The 23,438-nt window shown below is 72.9% G+C and carries 20 protein-coding genes; 7 read left to right on the forward strand and 13 right to left on the reverse strand.

What is annotated here, in order from left to right; genetic code table 11:
* Positions 1-27: 27 nt before the first annotated feature.
* Positions 28-987: a DUF523 and DUF1722 domain-containing protein gene (locus AB0K12_RS41410; protein WP_364573508.1), complete on the reverse strand. Its 960-nt coding sequence runs from the start codon at positions 985-987 to the stop codon at positions 28-30.
* An 82-nt stretch (positions 988-1,069) separates the two neighbouring features.
* Here AB0K12_RS41410 and AB0K12_RS41415 point away from each other — a divergent pair, with 82 nt between their 5' ends.
* On the forward strand, positions 1,070-1,594 hold the full coding sequence (locus AB0K12_RS41415) for a CGNR zinc finger domain-containing protein (protein ID WP_364573510.1): 525 nt from the start codon (positions 1,070-1,072) through the stop codon (positions 1,592-1,594).
* On the opposite strand, the gene eno is transcribed toward AB0K12_RS41415, so the two are convergent.
* Entirely contained in the window at positions 1,587-2,864 is a 1,278-nt protein-coding gene (eno, locus tag AB0K12_RS41420) for a phosphopyruvate hydratase (protein ID WP_364573512.1), read from the reverse strand. The genes AB0K12_RS41415 and eno overlap by 8 nt on opposite strands.
* A gap of 106 nt (positions 2,865-2,970) precedes the next feature.
* Between eno and AB0K12_RS41425 the strand changes: the two genes are divergently transcribed.
* From AB0K12_RS41425 to AB0K12_RS41440, 4 genes are all read left to right on the forward strand, one after another.
* Positions 2,971-3,795 (forward strand): winged helix-turn-helix transcriptional regulator, encoded by an 825-nt coding sequence (locus AB0K12_RS41425; protein ID WP_364573514.1) that lies wholly within the window; start codon positions 2,971-2,973, stop codon positions 3,793-3,795.
* A 79-nt stretch (positions 3,796-3,874) separates the two neighbouring features.
* Positions 3,875-4,789 carry an alpha/beta hydrolase gene (locus AB0K12_RS41430; protein ID WP_364573516.1) on the forward strand — a complete coding sequence of 305 codons (915 nt, stop codon included), beginning with the start codon at positions 3,875-3,877 and terminating at the stop codon, positions 4,787-4,789.
* 313 nt (positions 4,790-5,102) lie between these two features.
* Positions 5,103-5,930: a CPBP family intramembrane glutamic endopeptidase gene (locus AB0K12_RS41435; protein ID WP_364573518.1), complete on the forward strand. Its 828-nt coding sequence runs from the start codon at positions 5,103-5,105 to the stop codon at positions 5,928-5,930.
* Positions 5,927-6,901 (forward strand): histidine kinase, encoded by a 975-nt coding sequence (locus AB0K12_RS41440; RefSeq protein WP_364573520.1) that lies wholly within the window; start codon positions 5,927-5,929, stop codon positions 6,899-6,901. Before AB0K12_RS41435 ends, AB0K12_RS41440 begins: the two co-directional genes overlap by 4 nt.
* Positions 6,902-6,957: 56 nt before the next feature.
* Here AB0K12_RS41440 and AB0K12_RS41445 read toward each other — a convergent pair whose 3' ends face one another.
* Positions 6,958-7,383, reverse strand: a complete 426-nt coding sequence (locus AB0K12_RS41445; protein ID WP_364573522.1) for a hypothetical protein — start codon at positions 7,381-7,383, stop codon at positions 6,958-6,960.
* A 191-nt stretch (positions 7,384-7,574) separates the two neighbouring features.
* Here AB0K12_RS41445 and AB0K12_RS41450 point away from each other — a divergent pair, with 191 nt between their 5' ends.
* On the forward strand, positions 7,575-10,439 hold the full coding sequence (locus AB0K12_RS41450) for a BTAD domain-containing putative transcriptional regulator (protein ID WP_364573524.1): 2,865 nt from the start codon (positions 7,575-7,577) through the stop codon (positions 10,437-10,439).
* 37 nt (positions 10,440-10,476) lie between these two features.
* Here the strand turns inward: AB0K12_RS41450 and AB0K12_RS41455 are convergent, their stop codons facing one another.
* The 10 genes from AB0K12_RS41455 to AB0K12_RS41500 all read right to left on the reverse strand — a co-directional run bounded on the left by AB0K12_RS41455 (position 10,477) and on the right by AB0K12_RS41500 (position 22,783).
* Positions 10,477-10,710, reverse strand: coding sequence for a DUF6289 family protein (locus AB0K12_RS41455; RefSeq protein WP_364573526.1), 234 nt, complete (start codon positions 10,708-10,710; stop codon positions 10,477-10,479).
* Positions 10,711-10,892: 182 nt separating this feature from the next.
* The gene (locus tag AB0K12_RS41460; RefSeq protein WP_364573528.1) at positions 10,893-14,219 is read right to left on the reverse strand and encodes a family 16 glycoside hydrolase; all 3,327 of its coding nucleotides are present in this window, start codon (positions 14,217-14,219) and stop codon (positions 10,893-10,895) included.
* Between the two features lie 212 nt (positions 14,220-14,431).
* Positions 14,432-15,589 (reverse strand): MFS transporter, encoded by a 1,158-nt coding sequence (locus AB0K12_RS41465; protein WP_364573606.1) that lies wholly within the window; start codon positions 15,587-15,589, stop codon positions 14,432-14,434.
* Positions 15,583-16,794, reverse strand: a complete 1,212-nt coding sequence (locus AB0K12_RS41470; protein ID WP_364573530.1) for an ATP-grasp domain-containing protein — start codon at positions 16,792-16,794, stop codon at positions 15,583-15,585. Before AB0K12_RS41470 ends, AB0K12_RS41465 begins: the two co-directional genes overlap by 7 nt.
* Positions 16,791-18,152 (reverse strand): FAD-linked oxidase C-terminal domain-containing protein, encoded by a 1,362-nt coding sequence (locus AB0K12_RS41475; protein WP_364573532.1) that lies wholly within the window; start codon positions 18,150-18,152, stop codon positions 16,791-16,793. The genes AB0K12_RS41470 and AB0K12_RS41475 overlap by 4 nt, the downstream gene beginning before the upstream one ends.
* Positions 18,149-19,711, reverse strand: coding sequence for a phenylalanine aminomutase (D-beta-phenylalanine forming) (locus AB0K12_RS41480; protein WP_364573534.1), 1,563 nt, complete (start codon positions 19,709-19,711; stop codon positions 18,149-18,151). Before AB0K12_RS41480 ends, AB0K12_RS41475 begins: the two co-directional genes overlap by 4 nt.
* Positions 19,708-20,769 carry a TauD/TfdA family dioxygenase gene (locus tag AB0K12_RS41485; protein WP_364573536.1) on the reverse strand — a complete coding sequence of 354 codons (1,062 nt, stop codon included), beginning with the start codon at positions 20,767-20,769 and terminating at the stop codon, positions 19,708-19,710. Before AB0K12_RS41485 ends, AB0K12_RS41480 begins: the two co-directional genes overlap by 4 nt.
* A gap of 62 nt (positions 20,770-20,831) precedes the next feature.
* Positions 20,832-21,755, reverse strand: coding sequence for a hypothetical protein (locus AB0K12_RS41490; RefSeq protein ID WP_364573538.1), 924 nt, complete (start codon positions 21,753-21,755; stop codon positions 20,832-20,834).
* On the reverse strand, positions 21,748-22,416 hold the full coding sequence (locus AB0K12_RS41495) for an alanyl-tRNA editing protein (protein ID WP_364573540.1): 669 nt from the start codon (positions 22,414-22,416) through the stop codon (positions 21,748-21,750). Before AB0K12_RS41495 ends, AB0K12_RS41490 begins: the two co-directional genes overlap by 8 nt.
* Positions 22,417-22,471: 55 nt before the next feature.
* Complete coding sequence (locus tag AB0K12_RS41500; protein WP_364573542.1) at positions 22,472-22,783, reverse strand: helix-turn-helix domain-containing protein; 312 nt, start codon at positions 22,781-22,783, stop codon at positions 22,472-22,474.
* Between the two features lie 159 nt (positions 22,784-22,942).
* Here AB0K12_RS41500 and AB0K12_RS41505 point away from each other — a divergent pair, with 159 nt between their 5' ends.
* A complete protein-coding gene (locus AB0K12_RS41505; protein WP_364573544.1) occupies positions 22,943-23,377 on the forward strand; it encodes an STAS domain-containing protein in 435 nt (144 codons plus the stop codon).
* The last annotated feature ends 61 nt before the right edge of the window (positions 23,378-23,438 follow it).

Below are 23,438 nucleotides of genomic sequence, written 5' to 3' on the forward strand. Positions count from 1 at the left end.
ACCTGATCATTCTATCGCATCCGCGCCTCACACCACGTGGTTGCGCAGGCGGAGGTCCTCTGGGTAGGGCTGGAAGTACGTCTGTTCCGCCACGTACGTGGCCGCCGCCCCTCGTGCGTGGTGGAGCAGGAGGGCGAGCGGCACGCTCAGCGCCACCCGGCGTGCCTGGTAGGAGGCGATGACCTCGGCCACGTCGGCGCGGCGCACCGGGTCGAGCGCGTCGCCGATCATGCCGAGGCAGTGCTGCAGCACGTTGACGTGCCGCCCGACCGTCGTCGGCGCCGCCATCGCGGTGCGGAACGCGATGCTGTAGGCGGCGGCCACCTCGTCGCGCGACCGGGTGCCCGCCTGGGCGGCCAGGCGGCCGGTCTCGCGGTAGCCCTCGGTGGTGTGGGCGAGCAGCTGCATCTTGTGCCGGGCCTGGAAGGCCATCAGGTCGCGGGGCTTCCATGGGCTCTCCAGCAGCTCGCGCAGCCGGGCGTGGGCGAAGATCCGCTCGGTGAACGCCTCCCGACGTACGGCGTCGTTGAGCCGGCCGTCGTCCTCCACGGGCAGCAGCGGGTGCGCCTCGATCACCGCGTCGGCGAACATGCCGCGCTGCTGCCTGGTCACCGCGTTCTCGCCGGCGTAGAGCGGGATGCCGTGGATGCCGCAGCTCGGGCTCTTGGCCTTGAACACGTACCCGTCGGCGGCCAGCTCCGCGGTGCGCTCGGCGGCCAGCACCGCCATGGCGGGGGTGAGGTCGCGGCGGCTGCGGCGGGTCATCAGCCGGGGGCCTTCGGGGGAGCGTTCGAGGCGCAGCGCCTCGCGGGGCGCGCCGAGGCCGATCGCCATCTCGGGGCAGAGCGGCAGCCAGTCCACGAACGGCGCGAGCTCGTCGGTGAGGTAGCGGCTGCGGCTGTGGCCACCGTTGTGCCGTACCGGCTCGCCCAGCAGGCAGCTCGACACCGCCACCCGGGGTCTGCCGCATCCCTGACCTTCCTCCATGCTGGTCAGCTGCCCAGGAGCGCAGGCCGCACGCCTGCCCTTCGTAACCTGAAGGTCGGCCTTTCGGGGTTACACTGGAGGAATGCCCGCCGTTCCCGTCCTCGACGTGAGACACGTGGTCGCGTTCGTCAACGAGTACGCCGACCCGCCGCGTGAGACCGCGGGAGAGCAGGAGACACCGTATCCCGACGCGCACGATCTCCTGGCCTGGCCCCCCGGGCTCGCGCTGCCCACGACCGGCGGCCTCGTCGCGGCGGCGAACGCCGTCTTCCCCGTCTTCGCCGCGGCGCGCGACGGCCGGGCCCTGGAGGAGCTGAACGCCCTGCTCCGCGCCGTCCGCCCGCTGCCCGTGGCCGCCCCCGGCGGCCTGCACTGGACGGTCGGCGACGCCGCCGACCTGCTGCCCGCCGCGCTGGCCACCTGCCTGCTGGCCTGGCTCATGACGCACGAGCAGGCCCGGCTGGGCACCTGCCACGCCTCCCGGTGCGTCGACGTCTACACCGACGCGTCCCCGGCGGGCCAGCGCCGTTTCTGCTCCGCCACCTGCCTCAACCGGCACAAGGTGGCCGCCTACAGGCAGCGCGCGTCCGCCCGCAAGGTCACCTGACCTTGAGCGCCGAGCGGCCGGCGTAGCGGGCTTCCGCGCCGAGCTCCTCCTCGATGCGGATGAGCTGGTTGTACTTGGCGGTCCGCTCGGAGCGCGACAGGGAGCCGGTCTTGATCTGGCCGCAGCCGGTGGAGACGGCGAGGTCGGCGATCGTGGTGTCCTCGGTCTCGCCGGAGCGGTGCGACATGACGACGCCGTAGCCGGCCTCCTCGGCGGTCCGTACGGTGGTCAGCATCTCGGTCAGCGTGCCGATCTGGTTGACCTTGACCAGGATGGAGTTCGCGACGCCGGCGTCGATGCCCGCCCGCAGGAGGGCGGCGTTGGTGCAGAAGACGTCGTCGCCGACGAGCTGGCAGGTCGCGCCCAGGCGCTCGGTGACGAGCCGCCAGCCCGCGGCGTCGTCCTGGGCCATGGGGTCCTCGATGGACACGATGGGGTAGGCGGCGACGAGCCCGGCCAGGTAGGCGGCGTGCTCCTCGACGTCGCGCCGGACGCCCTCGCCGGCGTAGTGGTAGGCGCCGTCGCGGTAGAACTCCGAGGCGGCGGGGTCGAGCAGGACGGCGATGTGCGTGCCGGGGGAGTAGCCGGCGTCGGAGATCGCGGTGCCGATCAGGTCGAGCGCCTCTTCCGCGGTGCGCAGGTCGGGGGCGAAGCCGCCCTCGTCGCCGACGCCGGTGTGGTGGCCGGCCTTCTTGAGCGTGGCGCGCAGGGTGTGGAAGACCTCCGAGCCCATCCGTACGGCGTCCGCGAAGGTCGTCGCCCCGATCGGCGCGATCATGAACTCCTGGAAGTCGAGCGGGTTGTCGGCGTGCGCGCCGCCGTTGATGACGTTCATCATCGGTAGCGGCAGGAACGCGGCGTCCGGGCCGAGATAGCGGTAGAGCGGCAGCCGGTGCGAGGCGGCGGCGGCCTTCGCCGTGGCCAGCGAGACGCCGAGCACCGCGTTCGCCCCCAACCTGGCCTTGCCCGGCGTGCCGTCGAGCGCGATCATCGCCTCGTCCACGGCCGCCTGGTCCTCGGCGTCCATCCCGGTGACGGCCGCGGCGATCTCGCCGGTGACGGCCTCGATCGCCTGGCGCACGCCCTTGCCGTGGAAGCGGCGCGGGTCGCCGTCGCGCCGCTCCACCGCCTCGTTGGTGCCCGTCGACGCGCCCGACGGTACGGCCGCGCGGCCCAGGGAGCCGTCCTCCAGGACGACGTCCACCTCCACGGTCGGATTGCCGCGGCTGTCGAGGATCTCCCTGCCCGCCACCCGGACGATTGCTGTCATGTCTGCCTTCCCCGTACGAATTCCACATCGGAACTCACTAAGTTCCAGGATGGAACTTACACTGGTCCGGGACGCGGGCGCCATCCCGCGAGCGAGGAGAAGCGTGGTGACCCGAGAGCTGCGGGAGCAGGACGCCGGTTGCGCGATCGCGCAGGCCGCCGCGGTGGTGGGGGAGTGGTGGAGCCTGCTGATCGTGCGCGAGGTGACCCGCGGCCGCTACCGCTTCGACGACCTGCACGCCGAGCTGGGCATCTCGCGCCGGGTGCTGGCCGAACGGCTCAAGCACCTGCTCGACCACGGCGTCCTGGAACGGCGCCCGTACCAGCAGCGGCCCACCCGCTACGAATACCGGCTGACCGCCGCAGGGCACGCCCTGGCCCCGCTGCTGGCCGGCCTCCAGGACTGGGGCGAACGCTTCCTCCTCGGCGACGGCACCCCGACCACCGCCCCCACCGGGACGGAGACCGCCCGCCTCCACGCGCTGCCCGGCACTCCCATCCCGCATCCCCTGCTCCTCCGGGCGGCGAACGGCGACGAGGTGGACGTCGTCGCCCCCGACGCGCGCGTCACCGTCATCCTCGCCGGCGACGCCTTCGCCGGCGGTGACCTGGGCGCGCTCGCCGAAGCCGGGGTGGCGTTGCGGGGCGTCACCACGCGGGAGCCGGGCGAGCTGGCGTTGCGGGGCGTCACCACGCGGGAGCCGGGCGAGCTGGCGTTCCCGGTGCTGTCGGACGCCGAGCTGACGCTGTGCGCCGCCCTCGGGTTGCCGACCTTCCGCACCGGGCACACGCTGCACCTCAAGCCCGTCGTCATCGTCGCCGACGCCCACCGGACGATCCGCCACGTGCTCTACCCGGTCACCGACGCCACCGCCGCGCTCAAGGAGGCGCTCCGGCTGGCGGCCGGCGTGACCAGCCGCTTCGTCCGCTGAGCCGTTCGCCGGAATGCGATCAGGATGCGGCGTGTTGCGCGATGCGTCCCCGAAGGACGCACCGGATGAGAGGTCACCGATGAGCCGTCAGCAGCGCCAGGACCTGGACGACATGCTGCGCAACGCCCCCAAGGCGGCGGGCGACACCGTCGAGCAGGCCCGTACGGACTTCGCCACGCTGTTCGACCTGCCTGCCCCCGACGGCGTCACCGTCCGCGACACCACGCTCGGCGGCCGCCCCGCCCTGGAGCTCACGCCCGACGGCGCGGACGGGGACACGGTGGTGCTGTTCCTGCACGGCGGCGGATACATCGTCGGCTCCCCGCGTACGCACGCCGCCCTGGCCGGCGAACTCGCCCGCCGCGCCCGGACCAGAATCGTCTCGCTCGACTACCGGCTCGCCCCCGAGCACCGGTTCCCCGCGGCGGTCGACGACGGCCTGGCCGCCTACCGCGAGCTGCTGGAACGAGGCACGAGCCCGGCCGCGATCGCGCTGGCCGGCGACTCGGCGGGCGGCGGGCTGTCGGTCGCCACGCTGCTCGCGGCCCGCGAGGCGGGGTTGCCGATGCCGGCGGGCGCCGTGCTGTTCTCGCCGTGGGCCGACCTGACGCTCACCGGGGCCAGCATGGAGGGCAAGCTGGGCGCCGACCCGATCTTCGTCCGGGCCGACATCGAGGGCTACCGCACGCACTACCTCGGCGGCGGCGACCCGGCCGCGCCGCTGGCCAGCCCCGCGCTCGCCGACCTCACCGGCCTGCCGCCGCTGCTCGTCCAGGCCGGGTCGAACGAGCTGCTGCTGGACGACTCGGTACGCCTGGCCGCCGGGGCGGGCGCGGCCGGCGTGGACGTCACGCTGCGCGTCTGGGGCGGACTCCCGCACGTCTTCCAGCACCACACGGCGCTGGTGGAGGAGGCGGGACAGGCGCTCGACGACGCGGCGCTCTTCCTCGCCCACGCCTACCGCACGGCCGGCGCGGAACCGGCGACCGCCTGAGCCGGGCGGGTGCGTCAGCGGCAGCCGACGCCGATGACGTCGCGGCGGCCGCCAGCCGCAGGCCGAACACCATCGAGGTCTGCTGCAACCGGAACAACACGCTCTCGGGCTCGCTGCCGAGCCGGCGCAGACACCAGGCCGGCAACCAGTCCGGCAGATCGTCCATGAACACGGGGAAGGCTCTGCCGACAGCGCTGTCCCCCATGCGAGCTACCCCCGAATGTCCTCCGTACGGTGACGATCGCCGCCCCCTCGATCTCTAGCGTTTTCCTCGTGGCCACAGCGGCCGCTCGGATCTCGTCAGGGAGTCATCATGCGACTGGTCAAGCAGCTCGTGGCCGTGGCGGCCGTGGCCTTCGCGGGCAACGCGCTCGTGGGAGCGGTGTCGGGGAACGCGTTCTTCACGCTGCTCTTCGGGCTGGGCACGGCGGTGCTCGCCGTGTACGTGTACGGCCGGGTGGTGCGCTGGACCGAGATGCGGGAGCCGGTCGAGGTCGCGCCGGAGGGCGCCGGAGCCGGGCTCGGCCGGGGGCTGCTGATCGGCGTCGCGATGTTCGTGGCCGTCATCCTCAACCTCGCCTTCCTCGGCGCCTACCGCCTCGACGGGTTCGGCTCGGTGCCGGGCGCCCTGACGATCTTCGGGTTCATGGCCGCGGCGGCGGTGACCGAGGAGCTGCTGTTCAGGGGAGTGCTGTTCAGAATCGTTGAGCAACGCACCGGTACGGTGACCGCGCTCGTCGTCACCGGGCTGCTGTTCGGGCTGACCCACCTGTTCAACGAGCACGCCAGCCTCTGGGGCGCGATCGCCATCGCCATCGAGGCGGGCGGCATGCTGGCCGCCGCGTACGCCGCCACCCGCACCCTGTGGCTGCCCATCGGGCTGCACTTCGGCTGGAACTTCGCCGCCGCCGGCATCTTCAGCACCGAGGTCTCCGGCAACGGCGCCTCCGAGGGGCTGCTGCAAGGTGTGACGTCCGGCTCGGCCCTGCTCACCGGCGGCGAGTTCGGTCCCGAGGGGAGCCCGTACGCGGTGGTGTTCGGGCTGCTGCTGACCGGCGTGTTCCTGCACGTGGCGCGCAAGCGCGGCAACCTGGTCCCGCGCCGCCGGCGTACCGACGCGACCCTGGTGCGGACCCCGTGAACGAGGTCCGGCGCAGTCGCTCACCGTGGCGCGAGAAGGAGATCGTGGTGCTCTGCCTGATGCTGGCCGGCGCGTGGGGGCTCAGGGGCTGGCTCCGCCCCCACCGGCCCACCAACGACAGGCCCTCCAATGACAAGCCCGCCAACGACAGGCCCGCCAACGACAGACCCACCGGCGACCGCCCCACCGTCCCCGCCCAGCACCGCCCTGACACCGAGCAGCACACCGGGAACGTTCGGCGCGCCGGCTCCGACGCACTCCGGCCCGCCGAAGGGGCCGCATCCGTCGGCGAGGGGGACCCCGAGGCCGTTCCCGCTGCCGAGCTGGCCCGCATCGTCCGCGACCTGCACGACGTCGTGACCCACAACGTGGCGGCGATGATCGTGCAGGCGGAGGCGGCCCGCTACCTGACCGGCGCCCCCGACCGCCTCGACGCCACCCTGACCACCGTCACCGACACCGGCAGGCGCGCCATCGCCGACCTCCGCCACCTGCTCCACCTCCTCACCCCCGTCCCCGGCGACCCCCTGGACGCCGCCAGGCCCGCCGCCACGGAGACGCCCTGCTCCGGTGACCTGCACGCGCTGGTCGAGGAGATGCGGCGGGCGGGGCAGCCGGTGGAGTTCGCCGAGGCGGGACAGGCGGAGCCGGCGTCCAGGGCCGCCGAGATCGTCGCGTACCGGGTCGTCCAGGCGGCTTTGACCGACGCACTGCGCCATGCGCCGGGCAGCCGGACCGTGGTCGAGGTGCGGCACGCCGAGAGCGGGGTCACCGTGCAGGTGCGCACCGACGGCGCGGTCTTCCACGCCGCCACCGGCCGCGACCTCGCGGAGGTGCGGGCGCGGGTGGAGGCGCTGGGCGGCGAGTTCCACCAGGAACGCCACCAGGACGGCACCTTCCTCATCCGCACCCTCATCCCGGCCGGCGCCCTTCGCGCCCTTCGCGACCGGAGCGACCCGGCCGGCGAGTGACGCGAATGCGGCGGTGCGGGAGTGCGGCCCGCACCGCGTGGCGGTTCATCGGACGGTCACGCGATGGTGCCCGTCTGATACCGCACGTAAACGAAGTCGACATTGAGCGGGTTGGGCCCGCGCTTGTCGAGAATGACGAAACGGTAGTCGCCCCTCGGCAGCCTGCCGTGCCAGAAGTCGTCGGTCGTATTGAGGCACCACATGATTTCCTCGACCACGATCCGGCCCGTGCTCACGTTCTGGATGCCGACGCGCGGATTGCTGGTGCAGCCCCTGAACTGGATGAGGCCGTCGGTGTTGTCGTCGTTCAGATCGGTCCAGGTACGGGACGCGAACCCGTTGTTGGCGCCCGTGATGTAGCTGGTGAAACCGCCGGCCCGGGCGCCTGCTGCGGTGCTCGCGGCCGCCGCGCCCGTACCGCCGCCCAGGCCGAGCGCGAGCAGCAGCGCCCCCAGGACGGCCGCCGTCAATCGTCGTGTCATGCCGGATCTCCTTTTTCCGTTCAAGGCTGGTTTCCGGTGCTTATTCCTGCGCACCGGAGTGGACATTTCGCAGCGTAAAGAAGATCGCCTTCGCAAATCTTTCGCGTTTCTTGAAGGCGGTGCGACGGCTGTGGTTCGATGGCTTTTACCGCTGGACTTACCGGGCGTTGCGCCCCGACGGGGGACGGACAGTGGAATTTCTGTTGCTGGGTGCGTTCGAGTTGGTGAGCGGGGGACGCAGCCTCGATCCCGGGCCGGCCAAACAGCGGATCCTGTTCGCGTCCCTGGCCGTCGACGCCGGGCGGCCGGTGGCCACCGAGACGCTCATCGACCGGATCTGGGACGCCGACCCGCCCCGCGAGCCCCGCAAGGTGCTGCACACCTACGTCGCGCGCTCCCGCCGCGTGCTGGAGCGGTCACGGCACCTCGGCGGCGGGCCCATCGTGCTGGAACGCCGCGCGGACGGCTACCAGCTGTCCGTGGACCCCGACCGCATCGACCTGCACCGGTTCCGCCGGCTGGTCGAGCTGGCCCGAGCCCGGCGCAGAGGCTGCCAGGAGCGGGCCGCCCTGCTGGGTGAGGCCGTCGGCCTGTGGCGGGCGTCCCCGCTGGACGGGATGGCCGGCGGGTGGGCGGCGCGGGTCCGCGAGGGGCTCGGGCAGCAGCGGCTGAGCGCGCTGACCGACTGGGCCGAGGCCGAGCTCGATCTGGGCAGGCCCGCGCCGGTGATCGAACGCCTCCAGGAGCTGATCGTCCACTACCCGCTCGCGGAGCCCCTGGCGGCCCGCCTCATCCACGCGCTCACCCTGGCCGGCCGCGCCGCCGAGGCTCTGGACGTCTACGCCAAGGTGTGCCGCAGGCTGGACGCGGAACTGGGCGCCCAGCCCGGCCCCGACCTCCGAGCCGGCCACGCCGCCGCCCTCCGCGGCACACCACCGCCCCCCGGCACACCACGTCACCCAGAGCAGATCACGCTCGCCGCCGACGCACCGGAGCCGTCCAAGCCGCCGGAGGGGGCAGGGGCGCGGCGGCCCCGGCCGGCGCAGTTGCCTGGGGAGGCGCCGGGGTTCGCCGGGCGGGGCGGTGCGGTCAAGCGGCTGGATGAGCTGCTGGACTGCGACGCGGGGAGGATCGCCGTGGTCACCGGGATCGCCGGCGTCGGGAAGACGGCGCTGGCCCTGCACTGGGCACATCGGGTGCGGCACCGGTTCGACGACGGTCAGCTGTATGTGAACCTGCGCGGCTTCGATCCGGCCGGGTCACGGATGAGCCCCGGGGAGGCGCTGACCGGGTTCCTCGACGCGCTGGGCGTACCGCCGGAGCGCGTGCCGCCCGACCAGGACGGGCAGGCCGCCCTCTACCGCAGCCTGCTGGCGGACCGGCGGACACTGGTGGTGCTGGACAACGCCCGCGACGCCGCCCAGGTCAGACCTCTGCTGCCCGGCGCGCCCGGCTGCCGGGTCGTGGTGACCAGCCGTGACCAGCTCTCCGGCCTGGTCGCCGCCGAGGCCGCCCGCCCGCTGCGGCTGGACCCGCTGCCCGACGCCGAGGCGCGTGAGCTGCTGGCTCACCGGCTCGGGCCAGAGCGGCCGGCCGCCGAGCCGCGTACGGTGGCGGAGATCGTCGCCCGGTGCGCGGGCCTGCCGCTGGCGCTGGTCATCGTGGCCGCCCGCGCCGCCACCCACCCCGGCTTCCCGCTGAGCGCGCTGGCCGGTGAGCTGCGCGACGCGGGCGACCGGCTCGACGCCCTGGCGGTGCGGGACCCGGCGACGGATCCGCGTGCGGTGTTCTCCTGGTCGTACGACGCGCTGAGCGCCCCTGCCGCCCGGCTGTTCCGGCTGCTGGGGCTGGTCGCGGGCCCCGATCTCGCCGCTCCCGCCGCCGCGAGTCTGGCCGGGACGGCCGGGCACGAGGTACGCCCGCTGCTGGCCGAGCTGGCCACCGCGCACCTGGTCATCGAGCACGTGCCCGGCCGCTACACGCTCCACGACCTGCTCCGCGCGTACGCGGCCGAGCTGGCCCGCACCCACGACGGCGAGCACGACCGGCGGGCGGCGGTGCGCCGCTCGCTCGACCACCACCGGCACACCGCGCACACCGCGACCCTGCTGCTGGCCCCGCGCCGCTGCCCGATCCCCCGCACCGAGGCCGCGCAGGGGGTGTCGCCCGAGCCGATCACCGCAGCCGGGCAGGCGCTGGCCTGGTTCACCGCCGAGCACCCCGTGCTGCTCGCCCACGTGGCGCAGGCCGCCGAGCACGGGGACGACGAGGAGGTCAGGCACCTGGCGTGGGCGATGAGCGCGTACCTGCGATGGCGGGGCCTGCTGCTCGACTGGGCCACCGTCGAGCGGGCCGCGCTCGACGCCTCGGGCCGGCTGGGCGACGTCCGCGGCCAGGCGCACGCCCACCGCCACCTCAGCCGCGCCTGCACCCTGCTCGCCCGCTTCGACCAGGCGTCCGCGCACGCCGTACGGGCCCTCGACCTGGCCGCCGAGCAGGGCGACGGGCCGGGGCAGGCGCACGCGCACCACGAGCTGACCTGGGCGCTGTCGCGGCAGGGCCGTTACCAGGAGGCGCTCGGCCACGCCGAGCAGGCGCTCGACCTGTTCAGCGCCGCCGGCCACCGGCCCGGCCAGGCCAAGGCGCTCAACGGGGTCGGCAACTGCCACGCCCTGCTGGGGCGGCACGACCGGGCGCTCGGGTACTGCCGCCGCGCCCTCACCCTGTTCCGCGAGCTGGGCGACCGCAACGGGCAGGCCGCGTCCTTCGACGGGCTCGGCTACGCCTTCCACCACCTCGGCCGGTACGCCTCCGCCCGCCGCTGCCACCTCCAGGCGCTCGGGCTGTACGTGGGGCTGGGCGACCGCATCGGCGAGGTGGAGGCGCTGATCCGGCTGGGCAACGCCCATCACGCCGGTGGCGAGCCCGCCTCCGCGCGCGACCGCTGGCGGCAGGCCCTCGTCATCCTGGACGACCTCGCCCACCCGGACGCCGGCCACGTCCGAGCCCAGCTGGCCGCCACCGCGCCGGGCGGGTTGTACTGGCCGCACCGGTGACCGGGGCCGCCCTGGAGTGACGGCCCCGGTCATCGGGTCAGCAGGGGCTCTCGTAGAAGTCGATGTAGCCGCTGCGGACGCCCCACATGTCCACGGCTCCGTTGCAGTCCTCGTACTTCTCCCCGACCACGGTGGTGCGGGTGGAGTCGCTGTAGTAGATGGTGGCGCACGCGTGGTTGATCTTGCAGGCGCGGGCTTCGGCGGGGCTCACGGTGACGACGGTGACGGCGGCCACGGCGAGCACGGTGGCGGGCAGCAGACGGCGGATCATGATGCCTCCGGAGGGGTGGGGGGGAACGCTGCTTCGATGGTCGGCTCCCACAGCCGCTCGATCAAGAGCCCCCGCCCCCGACAAGCCCCGCCCCGACAAGCCCCGCCCCGCTCGACCCCGGCCCGGCGAGGTGGCGGGGTGGGTGAGCCGCCCGGCCCGCTAAGACCGGGCGGCTTCTCCGGTCACGTAATCGGTTGGATCCAGATGTTGCGGAAGCGGGGGTTTTCGCCCGGGTCGCCGTGGTCCTGGAGGCGGATGCCGGCGGTGGCCGCGTTCTCCGGGATGCTGTCGCCGGTGCCGCCGTCGACGGCGACGTCGTCGTGCACCACCGTGCCGTTCCAGACGACCGTCACCCGCGCGTCGTCCACCTTGACGCCCGCGCTGGTGAACCGGGCCGCGCGGAACGTGATGTCGTACGTCTGCCACGTCCCTGGCGCGGTCGCCATGTTGCGGTCGGGCGCCCGCTTGGAGTAAATCGAGCCGGCTCCGTCGGCGGCCGGCGTGGTGTCGCCGTACGACTCCAGCACCTGCACCTCGTACCGCTCCTGGAGGTAGACGCCGCTGTTGCCGCGCTGCTGCCCGGTCACCTCGGGCGGATAGTCCGGCTCGTACCACTCGACGTGCAGCGTGAAGTCGCCGAACGCGCGCCGGGTGCGGATGTCGCCTCCGTACGACTCCATCGACCCGCCGGCGACCGGCCACGTCGCAGCGCCACCTGACCGGCGCTCCCACGCCGCCAGGCTCGACCCGTCGAACAGCGTGATCCGCTCGGCCTTCGCGACCGTGACGTGGTCAAGACCGAAACCGCCGCCGTCGCCGGCGTCGTAGCGGTAGGTGACCGTGTTCGCGCCGCGCCGCAGGGGCAGCGCGTCGGTCTGCACCTCCCAGGCGTCCCGTCCGCCGGTGGCCGCCAGCCGTACCTGACGGATCTTCTTGCCGTTGACGTGCACGCTCACCGACGTGCCCGACTCGGCCGCATAGCGCAGCCCGACGTTGTACGTGCCCGCCGCCTCGGCCCGCACGGAGAACGACGTGCTCGCGCCGGGTGCGGTGTACCCGTCGACGTAGCCGGTGCCGGTGAAGCCCTGGTGGGCGGTGCCGACGGTGGCGCCGCCGCGCAGGGTGGCCCCCTCCGCCTCCAGCACCGGCCGGGCGGCCACGGTGATCGCGTCCAGGTTGACGTTGCCGAGGTCGCCGGAGTCGTACCGGTAGGCGATGGTGTTGACGCCCGCCTTGAGCGCCAGCGGCTCCACCCGGGTCGCCCACAGGTCCCACGTGCCCGTGGACGGCAGCGGCACCTGCCTGACCCTGGTCCCGTTGACGTACACGCTGAGCGACTTGGCGCCGGGCGCGGGATCGGGGCCGTTGGAGTAGCGCAGCCCCACGTGGTACGTGCCCGCCGCGCCCACCTGCACCGCGAAGCGCGTCGTGGCGCCCTGGGTCCAGTAGCCGTCCACGAACCCGGCCCCCGAGGAGGAGGGGTGGTCGGTGTTCAGCTTCGCGCCGCCGCTCTGGGCCGCGCTCTCCGCCTCGTACACCGTCTCGGAGGAGGCGCCGCCGGGCAGCGAGTTGAGCGTGTACCAGGCTTCGGTGCTCCACAAAGGCTCTCCTGACGCCGAGGCGAACGGGCGTGGCGAGCGCAGGTGCACCACCCGTCCCGGCTTCAGCCCCGCGACCTTCAGCGTGACCTTCCTGCCCTTCACCGTGGCCGAGGTGACACTCAGCGGCTCCTCGTCCACCTTGGGCCCGCCGTAGGTGACGGCAGGGACGTAACGCCACTGGGTGAGCTGGTAGCGGCCCTCAAGGGAGCCGGCCGGCAGCGGCTGGGTGTACTCCAGCTCGAAGCCGCCCTCGATCGCCTTCATCTTGAGGAGGTCGAACGTCTTCTCCGCGCCCGGCGTCAGCTTCTGCAGCCCGTACGTGAGCTTGCCCGGCTGCCCCCAGTTACCGCCCGCGCCCAGACCGCCGGCGTAGATGGCCCCGTCAGGCCCGAGGCTGATCCGGTTGACCCCCGCCTCAAGCCCCTGCGTGAACCGGAACACCGCGCCCTGGTAGGCCCCGTTCACCTTCTCCAGGTACGCCCGCTGGATCCCGCCGTACGTGACGTCGCCGAACAGCAGCTGCCCCGCGTACCTGCCGCGCTTCATCAGCAGCGGCGTGCTGGGAGAGTTGGCGATCTCGTTGTGCGGCAGCCACAGCACCGGCGGGCTCACCACGCCCGCGTCGAACGGCCCCTCCGGCGTCGTGTAGTGGTTGAAGAAGCGGCCCTTCTCGACGTGCACCAGCTTCGAGGCGGGCAGCCAGCCGCCCTGGTTGTCCAGCACGAACAGGTCGTCGCCCGGCCCCCACCCGATGCCGTTCGGGGTGCGCAGGCCGCCCGCGAGATATTCGAGTTTCCCCGTCCTCTTGTCGATCTTGACGGTGACGCCACGGCCGGGGGCCGGCTGCGGCACGGTGGTGGCGCCGCCGTAGTCGATGGCCACCGACAGGTTGAGGTAGAAGTGGCCGCCCCGGTAGAGCAGGCCGAAGGCGAACTCGTGGAAGTTCCCGCCGAACGGCCAGGTCGCCACCGTCCTGAGACTGTCGGCGACGTCGTCCCCGTTCGTGTCGTTCAGCTCCACCAGGCGGGACTTCTCCGACACGTACAGCTTGCCGTCCGCGTACGCGATGCCCATGGGCTCCTGCAGCCCCTCGGCGATCTTCTTGTAGGTCACCCGCGCCGGCGAGGTCGCGCCGGTCACGCCGCTCAGCAGGTACACCTCGCCGAGCCTGGTCTCCGAGCCGCCCCACGTGGTGATCGCCAGCCGGTCATCGGGCAGCCACGCCATCGCGGTCACCTGCGGCTCGAACCCGGCGGGGCGCAGGTCGGTGAGCGTGTGGTCGGGGTGCACGTCCTGCAGCGGCAGCCCGTCGCCGGGCGAGTCGGCGCCGCTCTCGCACTCCTTGCGGCCGGGCGAGGTGACCCGGACGACGTCGGCGTCCGTGCTCAGCGCCTCGGCCGGCACCAGCGTGAACGCCTGCGCGCCCGGCGGCTTCCACTCCAGCCTGAGCTGCTGGCCGTACAGGTGCTCGAAGTGGTCGATGCGCAGCGGGTGGTGCCCGGCGGTCAGCGTGATCGTGCCGTCCACCGACGTGGGCGCGTGCCGGCCGTCGTTGACGATCACGACGGTGTCGCCGATGCGCAGCCGGGAGCCGTCGTCGCTGGTCAGCCGGAACTCGTACGTGCCCGCGGCGGGGGCCGACAGGTTGCCGGTGACCTCGGTGACGAACATGTCGGTGAGCCCGAAGTCGGCGTCGGACGTCCAGTCGACGGTCGGCATCAGCTTGTCCACGTTGGGCGTCTGGCCGGGCTTGAGCGTGCACAGCTTCGACAGCTCGATCTGGACGTCGTACGTGCGCAGCGTGACGCCGGGCACCTGCGGCGGCAGGTCGGCCCGCGCGCCCGCGGGGACGGCCAGGAAGGAGAGCGCGATGATCAGGACAGCGGATAAGAGGGGTAACCTCCGCATGACTCATCCCATCTCGAGAGGGCGCGCCCTGGTGCGGCGCTGGTGGGGGTGCGGCACCGCCGGGCCGGCCGTCGGCGGATGCCGGGTCTCGTGAGCTGGTAAGTGCAGGGGGATAACGCTGTTCTGCGCCGTAATATAAGGCGAGATTTTCGACTTGCCCATACTCTTTCGCCGAAAATCGATAGAAGTCGGCACACGGGTCGTTCGAACGGCTAGACCCCCGCCTCGCTCGGCCGTCGCGCCCGCGCCCCCAGGCCCGGGGTGATCAGGGCCAGGCCGGCGGCGAGCAGGCAGGCGCCCGCCGCCCCCGCGAAGGACAGCGCGCCGAGCCCGGCCCCGATGAGCGCGAGCCCCGCCACCCCGGCCAGCGACTCCGACACCCCCCACACGAAGGTGAGCACCCCCATGGCGTGCGCGGGCCGGCCGGCCAGGCGGACCGCGATGCTCTGGTAGAGCGGCCCGTACACCATCTCGCCCAGCGTCACCAGGAACACCGCCGTCACCGCGGCCACCGGCCCGGTCACGGCGAGCGGCAGCAGCGCGGTCCCCGCGGCGGTGACCAGGTTGGCGGCGCTCACCAGCGTGCGCTCGCCGAACCTGGCGCAGACCCAGGTGAGCGGCAGCTGGCAGACGACGATGACGAGGCTGCTCAGCGCGAGCAGCCGCCCCACGCCCGTCGTGCCGATCTCCGGCTCGGCGTGCGCGGGGAACACGCCGTGCAGCTGGGCGTAGGCGAGCAGGGTGAGGAAGTTCAGCACGAGGAAGACCGGCCAGGTACGCGAACCGGCCCCGGCCTCCTTCTCCTCCTCGCCGGCGGCGGAGGCCGGCCGGTCGCGGGGCAGCAGCGCGGCCAGCGCGGCCGTCAGCACGGCGAACGGGACGGGCGCGAGCGCGTACCAGGAGGGCGAGGCCGCGATCACCATCGACGACAGCAGCGGCGCGATGCCCGCCCCGATGTTGAGCGCCACGTTCTCCCAGGAGAACGCCCGCGTGGTGGCGCTCGGCGGCACCTGGTTGGCGATGAAGCTGACCTGCGCCAGCGTGGCCACCGAGTTGGCCAGCCCGAACAGCGCGCCGGCGGCGGCCCAGAGCACGACGTTCGCCGGCCCGGCGCCGCCGAGCAGGTGCAGCACGCCCGCCATGGCGATCACCGCGGCCTGGCTGACGATGATCACGTCGCGCTTGTGGTGGCGGTGCACCAGGGGAGCCCACAGCAGCGCGCCCACCCGGTTGGCGATCACCGCGGCGCCGGCCACCACGCCGACGCCGGCCTCGTCGAGCGCGCCGAGCCGCAGCAGCCAGACCGCGAGGAACGGATACAGCACGCCCCAGGAGCACCAGCTCGTGAGCCGGATCGCGTAGATCAGCACGGCCGGCAAAAGGCGGGACGATCGCCCTCGTCGGTGTGGACGACGACCTGCTCGATGGCCCGCTCGGCGTCGGCGGTCAGGCCGGTGAGCATGCCGACCCAGGCGTAGTCCGACTCCCCGACGGGCGGCACCCGCTGCCCGGCCACGGCGAACTGGGTGTGCAGGGCGTCCGGGGGAGCGGTGACCGCGCGGACCACGCCGCCGTCGCGCAGGCCGTACCAGAAGCTGGTGGTCTCCCGCGTCTCGCCGGCCGGCCGGTATGGCGGCGCCTCATCGGCGGCGCCGAGCGACAGCAGCAGCGCGTGCGCCGCCACCGCGCCGGGCTCGACCTGGTGGGCGAGCGCGATCTGCTCGACGACGGCCGCACCCCCGAGGCGGCCTGCGTTGGCGTCGATCAGATGCGCTCGCCCTGCTCCGGCCAGGAACTCGGCGTGCACGTAGCCGTCCCGCAGCCCGCCGCGCTCCGCCAGCTCGCGCACGGCCCGCACGCACTGCTCGCGTACGGCGGGCTCAAGGGTGTGCGCGGCCGGGAACAAGTTGCTCACCTCGGTCGCCCCGATCCGCGTGCGCCGGGAGAACCCGATCACGGTCAGCCCGCCCGCGCGCAGGAACCCCTCCAGGCTGATCAGGTCGCCCTCGACGATCTGCTGCAGCAGCCACGGCTGGTCGAGCGCGCCGGGCACGCCCGAGCCTGCGACGGCGGCGGCCACCTCCTCGGTCGAGGCCGCCGCGCGCACCCCGAGCGCGCCCGTGCACAGGGACGGCTTGACCAGCACCGGCCCAGGAGCGCGCTCGGCCAGGCCGGGCGGCAGCTCGCGGGGCCGGAACACCGCCGTCCACGGGCTGTGCTCCGGCACCAGGGCCGCCACCCGCGACTTGTCGGCCAGTGCGGCGAAGGTCGGCGGCGGGCAGGCCAGGCCCAGCTTGCCCGCCACCCGCCGCACGACGGGGAACGTCTCGTCGAACGGGCTGGTGATCGCCTCGGCCCCGTCGAGCACCCCGGGCTGATCGGTCAGGGCGCGCAGCACGTCCTCGGCGTCGGCGATGTCGGCGGGCAGGCAGACGCACGTCTCCAGCGCCCGCCGCGACGGGCCGGTGTAGGCGGCCGGGTCGGCCACGAACACCGGCTCGTGCCCCGCCGCGCGCAGCGCGCCGGGCAGGTACTTGGCCGCGACGCATCCGACGCCGACCACGATGATCTTCATGTCAGGACCTTTCCCGGGTTCATGATCCCGGCCGGGTCCAGCGCCTGCTTGATCGCGCGCATCACGCCGAGCGCGTCGCCGTGCTCGACCGGCATCATGGCGGCCTTGCCCTGGCCGATGCCGTGCTCGCCGGTGCAGGTGCCGCCCATGCCGATGGCGCGCAGGTGCAGCCGCTCGGTCAGCGCCGCGGCCCGTGCGGTCATGTCCGCGTCGTCGGGATCCACCATGATCAGCAGGTGGAAGTTGCCGTCGCCGACGTGCCCGACGATGGGGGCGTCCACGCCGCTGTCCGCGATGTCGCGCTCGGTCGCGGTGACGCACTCGGCCAGCCGCGAGATGGGCACGCACACGTCCGTCGGGATGCCGCGCCTGCCGGGGTGGAGGGCGTGGATGGCCCACCAGGCGTCGTGCCTGGCCCGCCACAGCCTGGCCCGCTCGCCGGCGTCGGTGCTCCAGGCGTAGCCGGTGCCGCCGTGCTCCTTGACCAGGTCGCCGAACGCCCGCGCCCGGCCGCTCACCTCGTCCTCGCCGCCGTGCAGCTCGACGAACAGGTGCACGGTCTCCGGCAGGCCGAGCCCCGAGTAGGCGTTGCAGGCGCGCACCGTGACCGGGTTGAGCAGCTCGATGCGGGCCGGCTCCAGCCCCAGCCGGATCGCCGCCGTCACCGTGTGCACCGCGCCGGCCAGGTCGTCGAACGCGCACACCCCGCTCGCCACGCGCTCCGGCACGGGATGCAGCCGCACGGTCAGCTCGGTGATCACGCCCAGCGTGCCCTCCGCGCCGACGAACAGCCGGGCCAGGTCGTAGCCCGCCGCCGACTTCGCCGCGCGGGCGCCCGCCCTGATCACCCGGCCGTCGGCCAGCACGACCTCCAGGTTCCGTACGTTCTCCCGCATCGTGCCGTAGCGCACGGTGGTGGTGCCTGAGGCCCGGGTGGAGGCCATGCCGCCGAGGCTGGCGTCCGCGCCCGGGTCCACGCTGAAGAACACGCCGTGCTCGCGCAGCCGCCTGTTGAGCGCCTCCCTGGTCACGCCCGGCTGCACGGTCGCGGTCAGGTCGTCCGCGTCGATGGCCACGATCTCGTTCATGCCGGACAGGTCCAGGCAGACGCCGCCGTACGGGGCGTTGACCTGGCCTTCGAGCGAGGTGCCCGCGCCGTACGGGATGAGCGGCGTCCCGTGCTCGGCGCACAGGCGCACCGCCGCGACCACGTCGTCGCGGGAGCGCGCGAAGACCACCGCGTCGGGCGGCTGGGCCGGCAACCAGGTCAGCGAGCCGCAGTGCTGCTCCCGTACGCTCGCGGCGGTGCCCACCCGGTCACCGAACAGCTCGCGCAGCCCGTCGATGACCGGGCTCACCGGCCGGCCACGAGGACCTGCGGGCCGATCAGGTCGGCGGCCAGCGCCTCGATGTAGTCGGTGATCGTCTCGTCCCTGTCGAGGAACGGCACGATCTGCCTGACCCGCTCGTACAGCGGGCGGGTGGCCGAGGCCAGCCCGCCGGCGCCCCTGATGTCGGCCGCCTGGCAGGCGCACAGCAGCTCGAAGGCCACCACGTACGCGGCGTTCGTCAGCACCTCGCGGGCCCGGCGCGCGGCCACGAAGCCGAAGGAGACGATGTCCTGGAAGTCGGCGGTGCTCGACAGCGACTGCACCGACATCGGCACCGACAGCGTCCTGGTCTCGGCCGTGAGGGAGGCCGTCATGAACTGGCCGCCCATCAGGCCGAGCCGCAGCCCCGGGTCGCGGTCGCAGAGGAACGCGGGCAGGCCGTTGCTGTTGCTCTTGTCCAGGAACCGGTCCACGCGGCGATTGGCCAGGTTCGTCAGCGTGGTGAGCGCGATGATCAGCTGGTCCATGGCCATGGCGACGTACTGGCCGTGGAAGTGGCCGTTGTGGAAGACCTCGTGCTCGTCGGGCAGCACGATCGGGTTGTCGTTGGAGGAGTTCAGCTCGTTCTCCAGCGTCTTCCCGACGGTGTCCAGGCAGTCGACGACCGGGCCGAGGATCTGCGGGGTGCAGCGGATGGAGTAGGCGTCCTCGATCGGCATCGAGCCGGCCTTGGCGGTGCCGTCCATCTCGCCGGCCAGCGTCAGCTCGGTGTCGCGCTCGTTGACCGCGAGCCGCGAGTCGGCCAGCGCCTCCCACAGCCGGGCCGCCACCGCCGCCTGGCCCCGGTGCGGCTTGACGCCGTGCACGCGCGGGTCGAACGGCTTGGTCATGCCCGCGAGCCCCTCGACCGACAGCGCCGACGCCAGCTGGTACGTCTCCACCAGCCGCCTGGCCCGCTCGTACACCAGGGCGCCCAGGCCCACCATGCCGGAGGTGCCGTTGACCAGCGCCAGCCCCTCCTTGAAGCTGAGCGCCATCGGCTCGATCCCGGCCCGCGCCAGCGCCTCGGCGCCCGGCAGCCGCTCGCCGCCGTAGAACGCCTTCCACTGCCCGGCGCAGACCAGCGCGATGGCCGCCAGCGGCCCGAGATCGCCGCTGGTGCCCAGCGAGCCCTTCTCCGGCACGCACGGCACGATGCCGGCGTTGCAGACCTGGATGAGCTTGTCGAGGTTGGCGGGGGAGATGGCCGAGTTGCCGCGCGCCAGCGAGACGATCCGGGCCAGCATGATGGCACGGACGGTCGTCGCGTCGAGGTAGGAGCCGACGTTGGTGGCGACGGCGTTGAGCAGGTTCTCCTGGAGCCTGCGGGCCATCGAGACCGGCACGAGGTGGTCGACGAAGCCGCCCACGCTGGTGTTGACGCCGTAGATGACGCGCTCGTCGGCGACGAACTTCTCCAGCACGCTCCTGGAGGCGTGCACGCGGGCGCGGACCGCCTGGGACAGCTCGACGGGCTCGCCGCCGGCCGCGACGCGGGCGAGCTGGTCGAGCCGGACGGGTACGTCCTGCTGCAGCACGAAGGTCACTGTGCCTCCCCGTGGCCGTTCTGGGCGGCCTGCTCGGGCCGATCGGCGAGGGCGACGAGGATGCGGCGCTCGCCCTGGAACGCGGTGCGCCCGTGGGCCACCAGCAGGTTGTCGATCAGCAGCAGGTCGGTGGCCTGCAGCGCGACGCCGCGTTCGAGCTCGCGCAGCACCCGGTAGACGTGCAGCGCGTCGTCGTCGCCGACGGGGTCGCCGTTGCCGAGGTACATGCGGTCGAGCAGCTCGGGGTTCTCGCGCGCGGCGCGTTCCTGCTCGGCCCGCTCGGGCTCCCTGCCGTCCTCGGCGGCCCAGCGCATCATGCAGGACGGGTTGAAGAAGTGGGCCTGGTTGCACCACACGGAGACCCCGGTGACCGGGTGCTCGCGCACGGCGGGCACGACCTCCTGGTAGAGCCGGACCGCGTCGTCGCGGATCCACTCCGTCTCCCAGCCGCGCTCGGCCGCGACGCGGTCCACCTCGGCGCGGTCGGTGGTGCCGAACACCTCCGTCCACGGCTTCTTCACGCCCGGCTTGAGATGCACGGTCTCGGGCGCCAGCAGCGTGCGGCCGAGCCGCAGGCCGTGCCGGTCGAGGCGTTCGCGCACGCCGCGATCGACGCGGTCGAGCGCGGCGCGCATGTCGCCCCAGGTGGACAGCCCGCCGTGGTCGGCCGGACGCTCGCAGTAGAAGGCGAGGTAGGCGGGCAGCGTCCGGGTGTAGGCCATCTCCTGGTGCAGGATGATCGACCAGTCGGGCGGCACGTACGTCGCCGTCATGATCTTGCCGTGCACCTGTTCGCGCGGCGAGGTGCCGCCCACGTAGTCGCGCAACGCGGGCAGCACCTCCGCGACCACGGCGTTGAAGTCCTTCGCGGCGCGCACGGACCTCAGCCCGCGCACGCGCAGCGCGCCGTCACGGTGCAGGTGGTCGAGGACGGCGCCGGCGTTCTCCTTGACCAGCTCCCGCGCCTGCTCGGTCGTGGCGGCCGCGGCTGGGTCGACGGTCCAGGTGGCTAAGCCGTCTTCGACGGTGATGGGCAGGTCGGACACACGAGTGGTCATGCGTGATCCCCTCTTGGCGATTGGCCCCCTCCGAGGGAATGTAAAACCGCCAGAAGAAAAAATCAACGCCCAGAAGAATCGCGCCCGTCGTACTCCTGCCTGCCCGAGAACGTCACCGAGAAGAAGTAGGGGGTGGCGCTGGGGTTGTCGAGCTGCCCGCCCGCCCTGGAGGCCACCTCGACCTCGGTGAGCAGATCGGTCAGCCGCCGCTGCACGCGGTCGAGCGCCTCCTCGGGCAGCGCCACCATGGCCGAGTAGCAGAACGTGCCGCCCGGCGGGAACATCTCGCCCGACCCCTGCCGCTCCACCGACCGCGCCACCTCGTGCAGCTGGAAGCGGTTCTTCAGCGCGATGCCGTTCTCGTCGCGCGGCATGCGCAGCACGGGGGCGCGGCGGCGGTAGCAGAGCTTGCCGTCGCTCTCGTGAACGTCGGAGATGCGGGCCAGGAACTCCTTCACGCGCGGGCCATAGCCCACGCCGAGCCGCTCGCAGACCCGCGTGACCTGCGCCTCGCTGGCCTCGCTCACCATGTAGACGAAGGTCATCACCGGCAGCAGGTCGAAGTCGCGCTGGAAGGAGTCGGTGACGGCCGAGTCGGCGACGAACTCCCGCTCGAACCGCGCCAGCGCCAGCGCGCGCCGGCCCATCTCGGCCTGGTCGGCGTTGCGCCGGTTGATCTCCGCGAGGCTGCCCTCGGCCACCCGGGTGCGCCGCCCGAAGAGCAGCTCGTGGATCTCGGCCGGCAGCACGTCGCGGAAGTAGTGCCAGAAGTAGTCGGCCGTCTCGACCGGGCCGAGGCCGAGCGCGGCGTGCAGGGTGATCGCGGCCTCCATGCTGAGCAGCTTGCGGCCGGCCTCGACGTCCCTGTAGTAGTTCGCGGTGAAGGGGATCACCAGGTCGCGCAGGAAGTCCGCGACCGTGTCGCTGCCTCGTTCGATCCGCAGCCGGTAGAGGTACGAGCCGAACGTCGTGCCGTTGTCAGCCATGGGCGAGCCCGAACGAGACCAGGGTCTTGCCGCGCTTGATCCGCATGCTCGCCGTGATGTCGCCGACCTCGGAGGAGTCGCGCGGGTGCAGCCCGCCGCAGGCCACGGTGTCGCCGGCGCAGTGCCACGAGCGCATGCCGGGGCCGCGCTCCTCGTCGGCCCTGGTGACGATCGGGTGGCCCTGCGCGGTGTGCGCGTTGGCCGCCTTGACCGCGCGCTCCAGATGGTCGGGGCCGAAGCGGTCGGCGAAGGCGTAGTGGCACTCGCCGCCGCTCTCCGACAGCGGGGCCCGCACGGGGTAGGGCAGGCTCGCACCCAGCTCGCGCTCCAGCGCCACGTGCAGGAAGTGCGCCGCCGAGTGCAGCCGCATCTGGTGGTAGCGGAACGGCCAGTCGAGCTCCTGGCGCACCGGGCCCGGCTCCGGCGGCTCGTGGCCGGCGGCGAGGTAGTGGCGGATCTCGTCGTCGGCCTTACGCGTGTCGACGACGGTGAGCACGTGGCCGCCGGCGAGGCGCAGCAGGCCGCGGTCGCCCTTCTGGCCGCCGCCCTGGGGGTAGAAGAGCGGGCCGGTGAGCACGACGTAGACCCCACGGTCGTCCACGCCGGACCGCACCGCGGAGGTGTCGGCCTCCGTGCGGTACGGATCTTCGAAATACAACATCACCCGAGTATAGGGGTCTGGCAGTGTTATTTCTCTTTCACGGGAAGAATCGGCGTCACTCAGCGTCCGGATTCGGCAGGTCGTGCTGGGTGAACATGTCGATGAGCAGGCGCACCGGCAGGCCGGCCTCCGTCGGGTAGCGGAAGTGCGCGTCGAGGTTGAGCTTGTACTGGTTGCGCCGGCCCACGCGCTCGATGGTGACGTATCCGGCCTGGTGCAGGTCGGAGACGATGCCCTGCACGGCGCGCTCGGTGATGCCGATCCCGGACGCGATGTCGCGTACCCGGGCCTGGGGGTCGCGGGCGATCTCCAGCAGCACGCGGGCATGATGGGTCAGGAAGGTCCACTGGCGGTTGGACGTGGTCAAGAAAGCTTCCCTTCTGCCGGCGCGAGCCGCTCGCGGCGCGGTGTGGCCGAGAGTCTCCATACATGATCACACGAAAGATGCTTCCGGTATTCAATTTCGGGCAATATACTTCAGAGAAGAGGATGCGAACCAGCCCCCATCCATGTCCCTGAGGAAGCCATGCGCGTACACATCGCTTGCCAGCCTGGCGGCGGCCGGGAGTCCGCCGCATCACCCCTGACCTTGGGATACCACACATTGGATGACGGCGTGCTGATCACCGCGAGTGGCGAGGTGGACATCACCAATGCCGCCCGCCTCGAGACCTATGTGCGCCGCCGGATGCTCTCGGGCCGGCCGGTGGTGCTCGACCTGACCCTGCTGACGTTCATGGACAGCAACGGCGTGCGCGTCATCGAGCGCCTGCACGCCGCCTGCGCCGCGACGGGCTCCACCTTCCACCTCGCGGGCGTGCGCGGCATCCCGGCCCGGTTGCTGCAGATCACCGGCCTGTGGGACGTGCTCGACATCCACGCCGGCGCCGCTGACGCCGTCTCCGCCGCGCAGGCAGGCCCGCTGGTCGCGCAGCCCTGGGCCTCCGGGGCGGCCAACTGATCTTCGTCGCACTCTTCCCGGCCGCTCCATGGTCGTCCGCCTAACGCGGATGCGCCGGTGA

Origin of the sequence: Nonomuraea sp. NPDC049419 (assembly GCF_040676995.1) — a bacterium.
Lineage (GTDB): Bacteria > Actinomycetota > Actinomycetes > Streptosporangiales > Streptosporangiaceae > Nonomuraea > Nonomuraea salmonea.

What these genes read in the sequence shown, in the direction of transcription:
- AB0K12_RS41410 (WP_364573508.1), bottom strand. Translation starts at nt 987, where the DNA reads ATGGAGGAAGGTCAGGGATGCGGCAGACCCCGGGTGGCGGTGTCGAGC.
- AB0K12_RS41415 (WP_364573510.1), top strand. Translation starts at nt 1,070, where the DNA reads ATGCCCGCCGTTCCCGTCCTCGACGTGAGACACGTGGTCGCGTTCGTC.
- eno (WP_364573512.1), bottom strand. Translation starts at nt 2,864, where the DNA reads ATGACAGCAATCGTCCGGGTGGCGGGCAGGGAGATCCTCGACAGCCGC.
- AB0K12_RS41430 (WP_364573516.1), top strand. Translation starts at nt 3,875, where the DNA reads ATGAGCCGTCAGCAGCGCCAGGACCTGGACGACATGCTGCGCAACGCC.
- AB0K12_RS41435 (WP_364573518.1), top strand. Translation starts at nt 5,103, where the DNA reads ATGCGACTGGTCAAGCAGCTCGTGGCCGTGGCGGCCGTGGCCTTCGCG.
- AB0K12_RS41445 (WP_364573522.1), bottom strand. Translation starts at nt 7,383, where the DNA reads ATGACACGACGATTGACGGCGGCCGTCCTGGGGGCGCTGCTGCTCGCG.
- AB0K12_RS41455 (WP_364573526.1), bottom strand. Translation starts at nt 10,710, where the DNA reads ATGATCCGCCGTCTGCTGCCCGCCACCGTGCTCGCCGTGGCCGCCGTC.
- AB0K12_RS41460 (WP_364573528.1), bottom strand. Translation starts at nt 14,219, where the DNA reads ATGCGGAGGTTACCCCTCTTATCCGCTGTCCTGATCATCGCGCTCTCC.
- AB0K12_RS41470 (WP_364573530.1), bottom strand. Translation starts at nt 16,794, where the DNA reads ATGAAGATCATCGTGGTCGGCGTCGGATGCGTCGCGGCCAAGTACCTG.
- AB0K12_RS41485 (WP_364573536.1), bottom strand. Translation starts at nt 20,769, where the DNA reads ATGACCACTCGTGTGTCCGACCTGCCCATCACCGTCGAAGACGGCTTA.
- AB0K12_RS41490 (WP_364573538.1), bottom strand. Translation starts at nt 21,755, where the DNA reads ATGGCTGACAACGGCACGACGTTCGGCTCGTACCTCTACCGGCTGCGG.
- AB0K12_RS41495 (WP_364573540.1), bottom strand. Translation starts at nt 22,416, where the DNA reads ATGTTGTATTTCGAAGATCCGTACCGCACGGAGGCCGACACCTCCGCG.
- AB0K12_RS41505 (WP_364573544.1), top strand. Translation starts at nt 22,943, where the DNA reads ATGCGCGTACACATCGCTTGCCAGCCTGGCGGCGGCCGGGAGTCCGCC.